18 protein-coding genes and 1 tRNA gene are annotated in these 12443 nt (G+C 55.8%); 9 read left to right on the top strand and 10 right to left on the bottom strand.

Features of this window, described 5'->3' with window-relative positions; genetic code table 11:
- Positions 1–4 precede the first annotated feature (4 nt).
- The 6 genes from PED39_04455 to PED39_04430 all read right to left on the bottom strand — a co-directional run bounded on the left by PED39_04455 (position 5) and on the right by PED39_04430 (position 4360).
- On the bottom strand, positions 5–700 hold the full coding sequence (locus tag PED39_04455; GenBank protein WII06842.1) for a 50S ribosomal protein L2: 696 nt from the start codon (positions 698–700) through the stop codon (positions 5–7).
- An 11-nt stretch (positions 701–711) separates the two neighbouring features.
- Positions 712–993 (bottom strand): 50S ribosomal protein L23, encoded by a 282-nt coding sequence (gene rplW, locus PED39_04450; protein ID WII06841.1) that lies wholly within the window; start codon positions 991–993, stop codon positions 712–714.
- Complete coding sequence (gene rpl4p, locus PED39_04445) at positions 990–1769, bottom strand: 50S ribosomal protein L4 (protein ID WII06840.1); 780 nt, start codon at positions 1767–1769, stop codon at positions 990–992. The genes rplW and rpl4p overlap by 4 nt, the downstream gene beginning before the upstream one ends.
- A 4-nt stretch (positions 1770–1773) precedes the next feature.
- The gene (locus PED39_04440) at positions 1774–2772 is read right to left on the bottom strand and encodes a 50S ribosomal protein L3 (protein WII06839.1); all 999 of its coding nucleotides are present in this window, start codon (positions 2770–2772) and stop codon (positions 1774–1776) included.
- 261 nt (positions 2773–3033) lie between these two features.
- Complete coding sequence (locus tag PED39_04435; protein ID WII06838.1) at positions 3034–3363, bottom strand: DUF5611 family protein; 330 nt, start codon at positions 3361–3363, stop codon at positions 3034–3036.
- 4 nt (positions 3364–3367) lie between these two features.
- On the bottom strand, positions 3368–4360 hold the full coding sequence (locus tag PED39_04430) for an archaeosine biosynthesis radical SAM protein RaSEA (protein ID WII06837.1): 993 nt from the start codon (positions 4358–4360) through the stop codon (positions 3368–3370).
- A gap of 149 nt (positions 4361–4509) precedes the next feature.
- Between PED39_04430 and PED39_04425 the strand changes: the two genes are divergently transcribed.
- Positions 4510–5862, top strand: a complete 1353-nt coding sequence (locus PED39_04425; protein ID WII06836.1) for an FAD-dependent oxidoreductase — start codon at positions 4510–4512, stop codon at positions 5860–5862.
- Between the two features lie 4 nt (positions 5863–5866).
- Entirely contained in the window at positions 5867–6637 is a 771-nt protein-coding gene (locus tag PED39_04420) for a C15orf41 family protein (protein WII06835.1), read from the top strand.
- A 34-nt stretch (positions 6638–6671) separates the two neighbouring features.
- Here the strand turns inward: PED39_04420 and PED39_04415 are convergent, their stop codons facing one another.
- Together PED39_04415 and mptA are read right to left on the bottom strand one after the other, a co-directional pair.
- Positions 6672–7049 (bottom strand): PAS domain-containing protein, encoded by a 378-nt coding sequence (locus tag PED39_04415; GenBank protein WII06834.1) that lies wholly within the window; start codon positions 7047–7049, stop codon positions 6672–6674.
- 4 nt (positions 7050–7053) lie between these two features.
- On the bottom strand, positions 7054–7938 hold the full coding sequence (gene mptA / locus PED39_04410; protein WII06833.1) for a GTP cyclohydrolase MptA: 885 nt from the start codon (positions 7936–7938) through the stop codon (positions 7054–7056).
- A 64-nt stretch (positions 7939–8002) separates the two neighbouring features.
- On the opposite strand from mptA, the gene rnhB reads away from it, so the two are divergent.
- From rnhB to PED39_04380, 6 genes are all read left to right on the top strand, one after another.
- Positions 8003–8647: a ribonuclease HII gene (gene rnhB, locus PED39_04405; protein ID WII06832.1), complete on the top strand. Its 645-nt coding sequence runs from the start codon at positions 8003–8005 to the stop codon at positions 8645–8647.
- Between the two features lie 4 nt (positions 8648–8651).
- On the top strand, positions 8652–8984 hold the full coding sequence (locus PED39_04400; protein WII06831.1) for an SCP2 sterol-binding domain-containing protein: 333 nt from the start codon (positions 8652–8654) through the stop codon (positions 8982–8984).
- 44 nt (positions 8985–9028) lie between these two features.
- Positions 9029–9106 (top strand) — tRNA-Met (locus PED39_04395).
- 78 nt (positions 9107–9184) lie between these two features.
- The gene (locus tag PED39_04390) at positions 9185–10069 is read left to right on the top strand and encodes a zinc ribbon domain-containing protein (GenBank protein ID WII06830.1); all 885 of its coding nucleotides are present in this window, start codon (positions 9185–9187) and stop codon (positions 10067–10069) included.
- A 118-nt stretch (positions 10070–10187) separates the two neighbouring features.
- Positions 10188–10664, top strand: a complete 477-nt coding sequence (locus tag PED39_04385) for a glutathione peroxidase (protein WII06829.1) — start codon at positions 10188–10190, stop codon at positions 10662–10664.
- A 6-nt stretch (positions 10665–10670) separates the two neighbouring features.
- Entirely contained in the window at positions 10671–11111 is a 441-nt protein-coding gene (locus PED39_04380) for a MarR family transcriptional regulator (protein WII06828.1), read from the top strand.
- A 55-nt stretch (positions 11112–11166) separates the two neighbouring features.
- On the opposite strand, the gene PED39_04375 is transcribed toward PED39_04380, so the two are convergent.
- Both PED39_04375 and PED39_04370 read right to left on the bottom strand, forming a co-directional pair.
- Positions 11167–11679, bottom strand: a complete 513-nt coding sequence (locus PED39_04375) for a hypothetical protein (GenBank protein ID WII06827.1) — start codon at positions 11677–11679, stop codon at positions 11167–11169.
- 41 nt (positions 11680–11720) lie between these two features.
- Positions 11721–11861, bottom strand: coding sequence for a hypothetical protein (locus PED39_04370; GenBank protein ID WII06826.1), 141 nt, complete (start codon positions 11859–11861; stop codon positions 11721–11723).
- Positions 11862–11892: 31 nt separating this feature from the next.
- Between PED39_04370 and PED39_04365 the strand changes: the two genes are divergently transcribed.
- The gene (locus tag PED39_04365) at positions 11893–12432 is read left to right on the top strand and encodes a DUF2284 domain-containing protein (GenBank protein ID WII06825.1); all 540 of its coding nucleotides are present in this window, start codon (positions 11893–11895) and stop codon (positions 12430–12432) included.
- The last annotated feature ends 11 nt before the right edge of the window (positions 12433–12443 follow it).

The raw sequence follows: 12443 nt of genomic DNA, 5'->3' as shown, positions 1-12443 counted from the left end.
GCAATCACTTCCTTACTTTCTTCTTAGGAGGCAGGAATCCTACCTTCTGACCAGGCGATGCTGTTCTCTTCTGACAGTTGGGTCCTCCGACGTGGGCGTGGCTACCTCCTCCGTGGGGGTGGTCGACAGGGTTCATTGCGACTCCCTTCGTCTTGAAGGGTGCCTTGGACCTGGACCTGAGTGTCAGAACGTTCTTACCTGCTTTCGCGAGGGGCTTGTCTCCCCTTCCGCCTCCAGCTACGACACCGATTGCGGCGCGGCAGTTGGGGCTGAACTCTTTGATGGCTCCTGAGGGCATCAGGACGTTGACCTTGTCTCCCCTGGAAACGACTGTTCCGGAGGATCCTGCGGTCTTCACGAACTTTCCGCCGTCGCCGGGCCTTGCCTCGACGTTGTGCACGAGGGTTCCCTCGGGGATGTTGGCGAGCATCAGGATGTTTCCTGCTGCGACCTGGGTTCCGCCGATCATGATGGTCTGTCCAACCTTGGTTCCCTCGACTGCCAGCTGGTAGTCCGTCTTTCCATCGATGTCAAGGACTGCGAGAGGGCATGTCCTTCCGGGCGCCTGAATCAGGTCCTTGATGACTGCCTTGCCCTCGTTGAACGCGGGGAGCCTAACATCATCGACGTGCCTGTGGCTGGGCGAGCGGTACAAAGAGGTTCCGCGACCCCTTCTCATTGGTATCAATCTTTTTCCCATAATCACTCACCTCAGAAGACTCCGACTCTCATACCAACATCCTCTGCAGAGTATCCGTCTGCCAGTTTGATGATGGCGTGCTTTCCGTCCTTCTGGATTCTTATCCAGACTTTCTCTACTTTGACCTCGAAACGCTCTTCGAAGACGGTCTTGATCATCTCTTTGTCAGCGTGCCTGTTGACGATGAACTCGAGCTTGTTTCCGTCCTTGAAGTCCTGTGTGGGGGTTCCGGTCATGTGGTTCGTCGACTTCTCAGTCACGAACGGCCTGATGAGAACATCACTCTGCTTCATTGTGTCCAACCTCCGATAGCTTCGATGGCTGCCTTGGTGTAGACAGTGAGCCTTCCTGCGTCTCCACCGGGTGCGAGGATGCTCGTGTTGAGTGTCTTGACTTCCTCAACGGTCACTCCGGGGATGTTCGCTGCGCTCTTGAAGATGGGTGCGTTCCTCTCGTCATCTGCAACGACGATGAGCACGGAAACGGGGGTGCGGTACTTTCTGTTCCTCATTGTTCCCCTTCCTGCACGGATCTTGCGTCCCTCTTTTGCACGGTCAAGGTCGTAGCCGATTCCGATCTTCTCGAAGAGCTCGATGACTGCTGAGGTCTCCTTCATCTCGTTGAACTTGTCGTCGACGACGATGGGGAAGGAAACGTTGTCATCGAACTGGTGACCGCGTGCCTTGACACAGTCCGCACAGCCTGTTGCTGCCAGTGCGGAAGCGCGTGCTATCTTTGCCTCTTTCTTGTTGACCTTCTGTGCCCAGATCCTCTCAGGTACTGGCGGGTGTGCCCTCCTTCCCGAGACGTTGTTGGGTGACTCTCCGGCCTTTCCGAGTCCGTGGATCCTCTGGTTACGTGCGGATCCGGTACCCTTTCCGCGGAAGCTGACCGCGTGCCTCATTCCCGACCTGGGTGCGGGTCCGTAGGGCTGCCTGCCGTTGGCTGCAGCTGCGAGGACCGCCTTCTTGATGATGTCGGGCCTGTAGGGGGTCTCGAATGCCTCGGGGATCTTGACGGATCCCTCGACCGCACCGTTCAATCCATAAACATTTGTGGTTGCTGCCATTTACTCATGCCCCCTGCTTTGATTCGACGGAGACGTAAGTGACGTCGACCGCCTCGGTGTCTGCCTTCTTGGGCATCCTGGTCGCATCTCTGAATCTGATGAGCCTCTTGGTGGGTCCGGGGACGGATCCGTGGATGAGGACGTAGGTGTTCCTGACCTCTCCGTAGTTGAGGAATCCTCCCTTGGGGGTTACCTCGGTTCCGTCGGCTCCAACCTTGACGACTTTCTTGTTGAACTCGGTCCTCTGGTGGTATCCCATCTGTCCGGATCCAGGTACAGTCGACCTGACGTATCCGGGTCTTTTGGGTCCAAGGTTACCGATTCCACGGCGGTGCTTGCTGTTCCTGTGTGACAGGAGCTTGACTCCCCACCTCTTGGTGACTCCCTGGAATCCCTTTCCCTTGGTCACTGCGATGACATCGACCAGTGATCCCTCGGGGGAGAAGTCGGTGAAGCCAACCTCGGTACCGAGTATCTGCTTTGCGTATGCAACCCTCTCATCGATTGTTCCGCCTCCGATCCTGAGCTCCATGAGGTCGGGTACCTTCTTGGGTACACCGGAAACGACTTTGGGCTGGGTGTAGGCCAGTACGCGGACATCTTCGATGTCCAGGCCGTCATACCTTGCGAATGTCGCTTCCTCGTGGTTCTTGGGAACGTTGAGGCGCCTGTCGAGGAGCGGGTCGAGGTCCTTTGCCCAGACCTCTCCTGCTGTCTTCAGTCCGACGATGCTGCTCTCGTAGAATCTGACTGCCGCGATCTTCATCGGGGGAACCTCGACGACGGTCACGGGCACCTGGAGCTCCATTCCGGAGGTGGTGCTCTTTGCACGCTTGTCAACGATGAAAGCGTGTGTCATTCCCGCCTTGTAGCCTGCGAAACCCTGGATTTTAGGGGCTCCGCTGACCTCTGGCCAAGAGTCGAGCCTCGGTGTCTGAGACTGAGCTCTCTTCCTAGGGCCGAATGCCCTAGATCCTTTCTGTGGACGTCTTCTTTGTGGCATATTTTACACATACCTGCGAGGGTCTCTTCGCTAACCTCGCGCTTTATCAGACGAACGTCTTAATGTTCCGACCGTGACGCCATATTCGCTTCCAAAAGCCGTAGCGTGTGAAGCAGACGTGGGTTGCAACCGCATTGCCCGGTGCGTCTGGTCGGACACTATTATGTCCAATCCGAAAGTTGGTATAGAGGAGTTATATATAAAGTTACTCCCGCGTTCTTATTATTATAGAAGCGGGAGCGTGGAAAAACAGGTTTGGGATCAGAGAGTGCCTTCCTTCGCCTTCTTCTGAGCCCTCTTCATGCGGGCCTTAGCATCGAAGCCCGTCGCCTTCTCCGCGAAGATGTTGAGCTTCCTCTTGCTGTCCATGATCTCGTCGTCGGAGCGGCCCTTCGCGTCTGCGACGTTCGTGACGGTGATGTCCATCTTGTCCTTGTTGATGACGGTGACCACGATGGACTCCATTACACCATAGGACGAGACGTACTTGTCGCCGTCCTTCTTCACGTTGCCGAACACCTGTTCCATCAACTGTGCCAGTGCATCCCCTTCGATATTCTTGAACCATCCCTTTTTGATATCGTAATCCATCGATTCACATCCTCAAAACTAACTCGTTTTCAAAGTCCCTGTCGAGATCGGCAGGGGATCCGAGGATCGTCTCGGACCTCTTGTAGGCCTCCCACTTGGGGATGCATTTGCAGGTGACGTCAAGGTCCTTGACGTCCTGCGAGTAACTGAATTTCTCAATGGCCTCGAGCGCCTTCATGTCGCACTCTCCGCAGTTGTGCACGCCCCTCATCGCCCCTCCGCCCGATGGGGAGGACATGATGCGCGCGTTGACGGTACCGGACAGTTCCCTGAACACCTCGATGAGCGACCAGATCCACGGTGACCTGAACTCTCCCCTCTTCCAGAGGCGCTCCACATAGGTGGCCCTCTGCACATTGAGGGGGTTGATCGATATCTCATCGGAGAACGGATCCGCGAACCTTGCGGACCTCACCGCATCCTCTATGGCCATCTGCTCCGTCATGAACGGGGGCTTCAGGAGAAGGTAGGTCCTCACACCGAGGCCGTTCGCCTTGAGCAGTTCGCCTGCCCTCTTGATGTCCTCGGGGGTGAATCCCTTGTGAACGGAAACCTCTAGCACCTTAGGGTCGGAGCTCTCCAATCCCAATGCGACGGTTACGTTCTTCGGGAGTTTCTTGACCACATCCTCGGTGATGAACTCGGGGCGGCTCTCGAAGAGGAGCCTCTTGCATCCCTTGAACGCATCGAATATCCTCTCCCTGACCTCAGGGGGGATCTCGTTGTCGTCGAGGAAGCTTCCGGAAGTGTACATCTTGACGAAAGGCTCGTCCTTGTACCTTGACAATGCCTGGTCCAGCTGCTTCAGGAGATCCTCCGGTGTGACGTTCATCAGCGAGGCCTCCTTGTATCCGCACATGGTGCAGCCGCCGTGCTTAACCCAGCAGCAGCCGTTGGTGCGCATGATCATGACCATCGCCTTGACCTTCTGTCCGTCGACCATGTCGTCCTCTTTCCAGAGGGCCTCTAGTTCCGACGGGGATCTCTTGTCTTTCATCTGGACGCCTGATTTCAGTATATCAAGGGGCGGATTTAATGATTGGTAGCGGAAAACACATCCCGATCCTGATCTCGCGAGCTTTCCCTTGACCCTCTTCCTTACCATTCCTTATTAATAGAATCTCTTATTCGGAACGGAGGAGCCTTATGGCTAAGAAAGTAATCGTAATCGGTTCAGGAGCGGCTGGAATGACTGCCGCCTCCACCGCCAGGGCCAAAGACCCTGGATGCGAGGTCACCGTCTTCACAGAGGACGAGGACATCGCCTATTCTCCTTGCGCTATCCCGTGGGGTATCGAGGGGAAGAGCAAATGGACCGACATCGTCATGCACACACCCGACTTCTACGAGAAGGAGCGCGGGATAAAGGTGTACACCAAGACGACAGTCGAGTCCGTGGATGATGCTGCCAAGACCGTCACAGCCGGCGGAAAAGCATACGCATACGACTCACTTGTGATTGCGACCGGAGGAAAGGTTTTCGTTCCCCCGATCGAGGGCACATCCCTGAAGAACGTCTTCATAGTGAGGACCATCAGGGACGGAAAGGACATCCAGGAAGCTCTCAAGACGGCAAAGAACGTCGTCATCGGAGGAGCCGGTGTCATCGGACTGGAGCTCGCGGTATCGTTCAAGAACATGGGAAAAGACGTGACAGTCATCGAGATGATGAATCAGGTCATCCCCCGTATCGCGGACAAGGACATGGCCGACAACATCCAGAAGCGCCTGGAGGACATGGGAATCAAGTTCGTAATGAAGGCCCCCATCCAATCCGTGAAGGGAACCGACAAGGTCGAGTCCGTCACGGCAGATGGGAAGGAGTACCCCTGCGATGTCATGATCTTCGCAACGGGAGTCCGCGCCAACCTCGAAATCCCCAAGGCGTTGGGATTCGACATCGGTCAGCTCAACGCTCTGATCGTCGCACCGACCCTCCAGCCCTACAGGAAGGGCAGGCTGGTCCCCGACATCTACGTCGCAGGGGACCTCGTCCAGTGCGAATCGGCTATCATGAACGGAGCGACCATGAGTCAGCTCGGTTCCACCGCAGTCAAGCAGGGATCGGTCGCCGGTAACAATGCAGTATCCGCAGAGAAGAAGCTCTTCGGACCCGTGGCAAGCCCGTGGGTGAGCTTCATCGGCGACAAACAGATCGCAGGAACCGGACTCTCCCAGGGACTCGCATCATGGTACGGCATCGACGTCGTCGAAGGCAAGGCACAGGGACTCACCCGCGCAAGGTACTACCCCGGAGGCAAGGAGCTCATCGTGAAGGTCCTCGCCGACAGGACATCGCACAGAATCATCGGAGCACAGATCATCGCAGGAGAGGAGGCAACCGGACGCATCGATTGGCTTACATCCGCGGTGATCAACGGCATGACAGCGGAGGACTTCCTCGTACGTTCGGAGAACGCCTACTGCCCCCCGACTTCCATGGTCAAGGATGTGGTCATCACGGCCGTAGAGGACCTCGCCAGGAACCTCAACCAGTGATACCGTGGACTATGCAGAGTACAAGGAACTGTACAACAGTCTGAGGAAACCTGCCGACTTAGATTCCCATAGGGGACGCTACGACGACAGGCTCCTGGACACGCTGTACACCCAGAAGACCAGCAGGGATGTGAAGAAGAGGTTCTACATCGTCAAGCAGAACGCCCCGCGCATGCTCAAGGAGTGGCGCAAGGGCAAGACGATCATGGAGCTCTCGGACAAGTACAAGTTCCCGCCGATCCTCACCGCGATGTTCATCTTCTTGGAGGACGGAACATCGAAGAAGGACTTCTGGGCATCCATCAACGACCCGGACTCCCTCGAGAGCCCGGAGGTCGCGGACGAGATCCGCGAGGCCATCGAGAACGATATCGTCTACTCCCCCGACGCCAACGACAGGCAGAGGGAGAGAGGTATCTGGGGAGAGGACCTCACCCACCAGTGGCTGGACGGCCAGGGCATCACCTACAGGACGGAGAACGACCTCCGCGACACGGAGTTCACAAAGACCCCGGACTGCCTTCTGGACCATCCGATGGTCTACAACGGCCACAAGATCTGCTGGGTTGAGAGCAAGGCCTCGTTCGGGGACAACACCGAGTTCAAGTACAACTCCAGGAAGCAGCTGATTCCCTACACCAAGCTCTTCGGACCCGGACTCGTGGTCTACTGGGTAGGATGCCTGGATGACCTTGAGTGTCCCGAGGACGTCTATGTCTCGGACATCTCCGTCATGGATGTAAAACTTGAGAAATATGAGGAGGAGCAGGAGTGATCCTGCCACCTCCCCAATTATGATTATTTATTGATCAATTCTTGAACGCATAGAAGGGGCTGTCGTCCCTGTCGCGATATTCGTGCTTCTCGTAGTAGCCGATCAGCTCGCCATCGTCGTCGCGCAGCGCGACCATGTAGACGTCCTTGTTCTGCTCCTCGTTGTAGAACGTGTGGACGATGTTGTTGTCCTTGTCCTTGGCGAACCAGTCCACGACGTCGCGGATGATCTGTCCTGACTTGGGGCTGTGGCAGTCGAAGATGTGGATGCCGATGATGGCAGAACCGCCGTGCTTGTAATAATGCTCCACAGCGGCGGGGTTCATGTAGACGACGATATGATTCGTATCGCAGATCACGACAGGCGCCCTGTCCTGATCGATTACGCTCTTGAAAAGCGGGGAGAGATCCATCAGATCACTGATTCTCTTGCCTGAGCTCTCCGAGGGTGGCCTCCCTCTCAGCGTATGCGTCATGCTTGTGGATGGATTCCTCGGAATCGCTGATGACGTCGATGAACACCTCGTCGGGGAGATCGGTGTACCTCTTCACGAAGTTGTCCAGGACGGCCCTTACGACGTCCTCCACGAACTTGGTGTTCCTGTGGGCGTTGATGATGACCTGTCCCTCGTCCGGCCTCTTGAGGAGCTCGTACGTGGGCGATGAGAATGAGGCTTCAACGATGTCGATGAGCTCGTTGGCCTCGACCGAGACGTTCTCCGGCATGTAGACCATCAGCGTGCAGACGTTCCTCTGGTTGTGAGTCATGACAGGGTGCTCGCTCTCGATCTCCAGCATCTCGGTGACCGTCTGCTGTCCGCAGGGACATGCGGTCATACCGGTCACGGTGACGCCGACCATCTTGGTCAGCTCCCCGTCGCGCTCGATGTGCCCTCCTGCGAGAAGGGTGTACGACTCGAATGTGTTCTTCCCCAGGGGCGTCTTGCTCGCACGGAAGTACTCCGCCTCTATGCTGACCTCTCCCTCCTGGGCGTACTCGTGGTGGACCATGAGCTTCCTGCAGATGTCCGCAGCGACATCCTCGATCGCGGTGATCGGGTTCGCTATGGAAGCGTCCACGATCTCGTTGAGGACCTCCACGTTCCTGGACATGTGGGATCCCTTCTGGTTCCCGGGCAGGTCGACGAAGATGTCGATGCTGCAGTTCAGAATGTTGTTGAGCGTGCCGTTGATGCCGTCCCTCTGGACGAGGATGGGCTTGCGTACTCCCTTCACACCTACGCGGGTGAGCTTGTACTCGGCATCGCCTTTGCCATATTGGAGGTCACACTTGAGCGTCATTGATAAAGACCAACGGAGGCAACTACTTAAGATTATGTAGGCTTACTACTGCTTTGGTAGAAGCATGTTCTGCGGTGTCGACGAGGCGGGAAGGGGGCCTGCGATGGGTCCGTTGGTCGTCGGTGTGGTTTACGCCGAATCCGACGGCTTCCTCAAGGAGATAGGCGTGAAGGACTCCAAGAAGCTCACGCCTAAGGCCAGGGAGAGGATGTACGACCAGATCGTAGAAGCTGTCCCCCACTGGTGCACCGTGATACTGTCCGCCGAAGGCATCGACGAGCAGAGGAAGACGATTTCCCTCAACGAGATCGAGCTGAACATGTTCGCCGAGGGATGCACCAAATGGGAGACCGAGGTGATCTACGCCGACTGCCCGGACATAAATGAGGAATCCTTCACCAACAGGCTTTCGACGAAAGTCGGAGAGGACGTAAGGATTATCGCAAAGCATAAAGCCGATGACACCTACCCTATTGTATCTGCAGCATCCATAGTGGCCAAGGTAACGAGGGACAGGATGATGCAGGAGATACAGGATGAGTTCGGAGTGAACGTGGGAAGCGGATATCCGAGCGACCACTGCACCATGGACTTCATCCGCGACTGGATCCAAGCCAACGGCAAGGCCCCTCCGCATGTGAGGACGTCCTGGGAGCCGGTCAGAGAGATGCTATCCCAGAAGAAGATGACGAGATTGGACGACTGGTGAGAAGATGACGATGCAACCGAAGATTCAAGAACTGATCGACAAGTTCCACAGAAAGATGGAGAAGGACCCCAACGTGAGGAAGGAGATCGAGCCCCTCGTGAAGACGTTCAACATCGACCTGGGCACAGAGGCATACTCCATGAAGCTGAAGAACGCCCAGATCTACGACTTCGTCCCCGTCATGCTCCAGGAGGCCGACGTCACACTCACCACCACCCCGGAGAACCTGTCGGCGCTCATCGACGGAACCCTCAGGCCCATGAGGGCGTTCGTCCTGAAGAAGGTCCAGATCAAAGGAAAACTGGACGACCTGATGTTCCTGAAGAAGTTCTTCTGAGACACCCTAAACGTTTTATAATATCCCCTCTTAGCCTTCAGCATAGCGAGGTGGGGTAGCCAGGATATCCCGTCGGGCTCATAACCCGGAGATCGGTCGTTCAAATCGACTCCTCGCTACCATCTTATTCTCCACAATTCAGCGATGCGTTCTGGCAACACCGTTTTATATTTTTTAATTAATGCGCGACTGAGGATATTATGACTTACTGCGGAAATTGCGGATCCGATAACCCAGAGGGAAATCGCTTCTGCTTCAACTGCGGAGCTGAGCTGCCTCTTCAGCCTCAGCAGTCTAACATGGGATATATCCCCACGATGGACACTGAGATTGAACGCATACGTCCTTACGACCCGAACGCTAACTACTACGTTCCGCCTCAGCCCCCTCAACAGAACTATCAGCAACAGCAGCCCTACCAGCAGCAGTACATGCCCCAACAGCAGTACCCCCCTCAGCAGGGCTATCAGCAGTACCCGCCTGCGGTTTACCCGGGACAGCAGCAACAGCAGTACCCGCCCCAGGGCTACCAGGGATATCCCCAGTACCCCCCGCAGCAGTATCCCGGTCAGAGACAGAGGGAGCCTCCGTTCTACCTTTACGGAGCCCCCAACAACCAGATCTCATTCCGCTGGATCGCGATCATCCTTTCGATCGCCACTCTGGTGATGACCATCCTCACGCTTACGATCATACCCGTCACCGAGAACGACTCGCTCATCGGCATCGGACTCGGAGAGGACGGACTCTATGTGCTCATCTTCTGCATCATGACCATCGTGATCGGAATCCTGAGCCTCCTCGTACCGCTGTTCAACATCGTGGCAGGTGTCTGCGTGATCGGAACGATCACACTGATCTTCACCAACACCGGCTTCGCCGTCACGGACACGACCCTCGTCCTCTTCATCCTGATGGGCGTCGTAATCATGGTCCTCGGACTCGTCAGCTCGCTGCTCATGACCAAGTACGTGAGGTCCAACGTCCGCAACGTCACAATGTTCGAGTGCAGCCTCTGGACCTGGATCGGAATCAAGATGCCCCAGGACCAGTATCAGCAGCAATACCAGCAGTATCAGTACTGAGTATCCAACAAACCCCTTTCCAAACCCCTTACTTCTCCATTCATCTCCGATTCCTAGGGTTACTTTTTTATAATTAGATTGTATACAATTTAATTGTAAACAATACAGGTGAACAAACATGGGAATCTATGATTACACGATGAAGGACGCTAAGGGAGAGGAGGTAAGCCTCTCTGAGTACAAGGGTAAGGTACTGCTGATCGTCAACACCGCCACTGGCTGCGGCTTCACCCCCCAGTACGAGGGACTGCAGAAGCTGTACGACACCTACCAGAAGGACGGCTTCGAGATCCTGGACTTCCCGTGCAACCAGTTCGGAAACCAGGCCCCGGGATCCGATGAGGAGATCGTAGAGTTCTGCCAGATGAAGTACAACACCACCTTCAGGCAGTTCTCCAAGATCGAGGTCAACGGAGACAACGAGGCGCCCCTCTACACCTACTTGAAATCCCAGAAGAAAGGAGGAATCATGGGAAGCAAGATCAAATGGAACTTCACCAAGTTCCTGGTGGACCGTGAGGGCAACGTCGTCGACCGCTATGCGCCCACCGACAAGCCCGAGAAGATCGAGGGCGACATCAAGAAGCTGCTGTGAGTTCATATGGGAGAGAACTACGACTGCCTGAAGCTGGAGAACCAGGTCTGCTTCCCCCTGTACGCATGCTCGAAAGAGATCGTCAAGAGGTACCGCCCGCTGCTGGACGAGCTGGACCTCACCTACACGCAGTACATCACGATGATGGTGCTGTGGGAGCATGGGGACTCCACTGTGAACGACCTTGGAGGAAGGCTGTTCCTGGATTCAGGCACGCTCACGCCGCTGCTTAAGAACCTGGAGTCCAAGGGATACGTGAAGAGGGGGCGCTCGAAGGAGGATGAGCGCTCCGTCATCATCTCCCTGACCGATGAGGGCAGGGATCTCCGGGAAAAGGCCCTCAAGGTGCCCGGGGCGATGGCATCCTGCATACAGTTGCCCCCTGAGAAGGGCAAACAGCTGTACGATCTGCTCTACGAGGTCCTAGGACTTCTGAGCAAAGAATGAGAAACGAATTATCCTCCCGCCCCGCAAGGGGCGGAAGGAGATTATCCTGAAGTTTTCAAAGAAGCGACTTGGCTTCCTCAGCATCGATGTCGAGGGCCAGAAGCATGTACTGGAGAGCTTTCTTCGCATAGGGTGCGCGGGCCTTGGGGTCCTCCATGATCTCCGCGTACTGCGCCATGACGTTATTGTAGTACTCAATGGCGAACTCGGAGTACAGCGAAGATGTCAATGATTCGTCGACTTCCGCAGCTGCACGGTATGCCTCCTCGGCCTCATCGTACTTCTGGATCGATATGCAGAACAGTCCGAATGCCTGGAGGTAGTCGGCGCGCTCGGGATCCAGTTCGATGGCCTTCTTGTAGGCCTCCTTGATCTCCTCGATATCCGCCTTGGCTCCGAACATTCCCGAAGCGTAGTTCCCGCACTCGGCCTTGTAGAACCAGCACTCAGCGTTATCGGGGAACTCGACAACGAGCTTCTTGAAGGATGAGTAAGCCTTCTTGAAGTCGCCTTCTTCCATCGCCTTCATTCCTGCGGCGAGTTGTTTCTCGGGTGTTGCAGTTGCCATGGCCTGTTCTATCATTCCGCATAATAAAGGTCTTTCGGGGATTACGGGCCCAAAGCGGTGATCGGGACCACGTACACCCCATCCTCCCTGCGGTACGCAGAACCGCTCTCCCCTACAATGACACATAGGAATCTGGGTTCGACGGCATCCTCGTCCCTGTGCATGAAATCGCCCTCTCCCATACATTTAAACCTCCAATCCCATGCGAACCTCATGGAGACATGGGAATCCGTCGCATCCATGAAGGACTTCGATAGCTTCACCATCAGAAAGGCGCCGGTACCGGAGTACAACGAGGACAGCTATCAGCTGGCGTTCAGCCGTTGCAAGGAGAACAAGTGCGGCACATACGACACCAACTGGGGGTGCAACCCCGGAGCGAAGAGGGATGTCGCCGAATACTACAAGGGCATCGACTACGTCATACTGGCCTACCGCGAGTTCGAGGCCGACTTCAACGACACGGAGCTGATGAAATCCATATCCGACGACGTTCACCGCACCCTTAGGATGATGGTCCTGGAGCTCAGGGACAACGGCATCGAGTGCGATGGTTTCATGGACGGCCCCTGCGACTACTGTGGGGAGTGCGCTTATCCCGAACCGTGCAGGTTCCCGGACATGATGATCCCGTCAGTGTCCACCCTAGGGATCGATCTCAAGAAATACTTCGCAGGCTTGGACATCCCGTACTCTTTCCAGAACGGCAGGATGATCCTGTACGGATTCATCTTCGTCCACAAGTCCGCCTAATAATTATTATA

Source organism: Methanomassiliicoccales archaeon LGM-RCC1 (assembly GCA_030168575.1).
Taxonomy (GTDB): Archaea; Thermoplasmatota; Thermoplasmata; order Methanomassiliicoccales; family Methanomethylophilaceae; genus Methanoprimaticola.
The sequence above is the reverse complement of the archived record's forward strand: the minus strand, read 5'-3'. Positions and strand labels throughout refer to the sequence as shown.

What these genes read in the sequence shown, in the direction of transcription:
- PED39_04425 (WII06836.1), top strand. Translation starts at nt 4,510, where the DNA reads ATGGCTAAGAAAGTAATCGTAATCGGTTCAGGAGCGGCTGGAATGACT.
- PED39_04455 (WII06842.1), bottom strand. Translation starts at nt 700, where the DNA reads ATGGGAAAAAGATTGATACCAATGAGAAGGGGTCGCGGAACCTCTTTG.
- rpl4p (WII06840.1), bottom strand. Translation starts at nt 1,769, where the DNA reads ATGGCAGCAACCACAAATGTTTATGGATTGAACGGTGCGGTCGAGGGA.
- rnhB (WII06832.1), top strand. Translation starts at nt 8,003, where the DNA reads ATGTTCTGCGGTGTCGACGAGGCGGGAAGGGGGCCTGCGATGGGTCCG.
- PED39_04430 (WII06837.1), bottom strand. Translation starts at nt 4,360, where the DNA reads ATGAAAGACAAGAGATCCCCGTCGGAACTAGAGGCCCTCTGGAAAGAG.
- PED39_04390 (WII06830.1), top strand. Translation starts at nt 9,185, where the DNA reads ATGACTTACTGCGGAAATTGCGGATCCGATAACCCAGAGGGAAATCGC.
- PED39_04415 (WII06834.1), bottom strand. Translation starts at nt 7,049, where the DNA reads ATGGATCTCTCCCCGCTTTTCAAGAGCGTAATCGATCAGGACAGGGCG.
- mptA (WII06833.1), bottom strand. Translation starts at nt 7,938, where the DNA reads ATGACGCTCAAGTGTGACCTCCAATATGGCAAAGGCGATGCCGAGTAC.
- PED39_04440 (WII06839.1), bottom strand. Translation starts at nt 2,772, where the DNA reads ATGCCACAAAGAAGACGTCCACAGAAAGGATCTAGGGCATTCGGCCCT.
- PED39_04400 (WII06831.1), top strand. Translation starts at nt 8,652, where the DNA reads ATGACGATGCAACCGAAGATTCAAGAACTGATCGACAAGTTCCACAGA.
- PED39_04435 (WII06838.1), bottom strand. Translation starts at nt 3,363, where the DNA reads ATGGATTACGATATCAAAAAGGGATGGTTCAAGAATATCGAAGGGGAT.
- PED39_04370 (WII06826.1), bottom strand. Translation starts at nt 11,861, where the DNA reads ATGGGAGAGGGCGATTTCATGCACAGGGACGAGGATGCCGTCGAACCC.
- PED39_04380 (WII06828.1), top strand. Translation starts at nt 10,671, where the DNA reads ATGGGAGAGAACTACGACTGCCTGAAGCTGGAGAACCAGGTCTGCTTC.
- rplW (WII06841.1), bottom strand. Translation starts at nt 993, where the DNA reads ATGAAGCAGAGTGATGTTCTCATCAGGCCGTTCGTGACTGAGAAGTCG.
- PED39_04375 (WII06827.1), bottom strand. Translation starts at nt 11,679, where the DNA reads ATGGCAACTGCAACACCCGAGAAACAACTCGCCGCAGGAATGAAGGCG.
- PED39_04385 (WII06829.1), top strand. Translation starts at nt 10,188, where the DNA reads ATGGGAATCTATGATTACACGATGAAGGACGCTAAGGGAGAGGAGGTA.
- PED39_04365 (WII06825.1), top strand. Translation starts at nt 11,893, where the DNA reads ATGGAGACATGGGAATCCGTCGCATCCATGAAGGACTTCGATAGCTTC.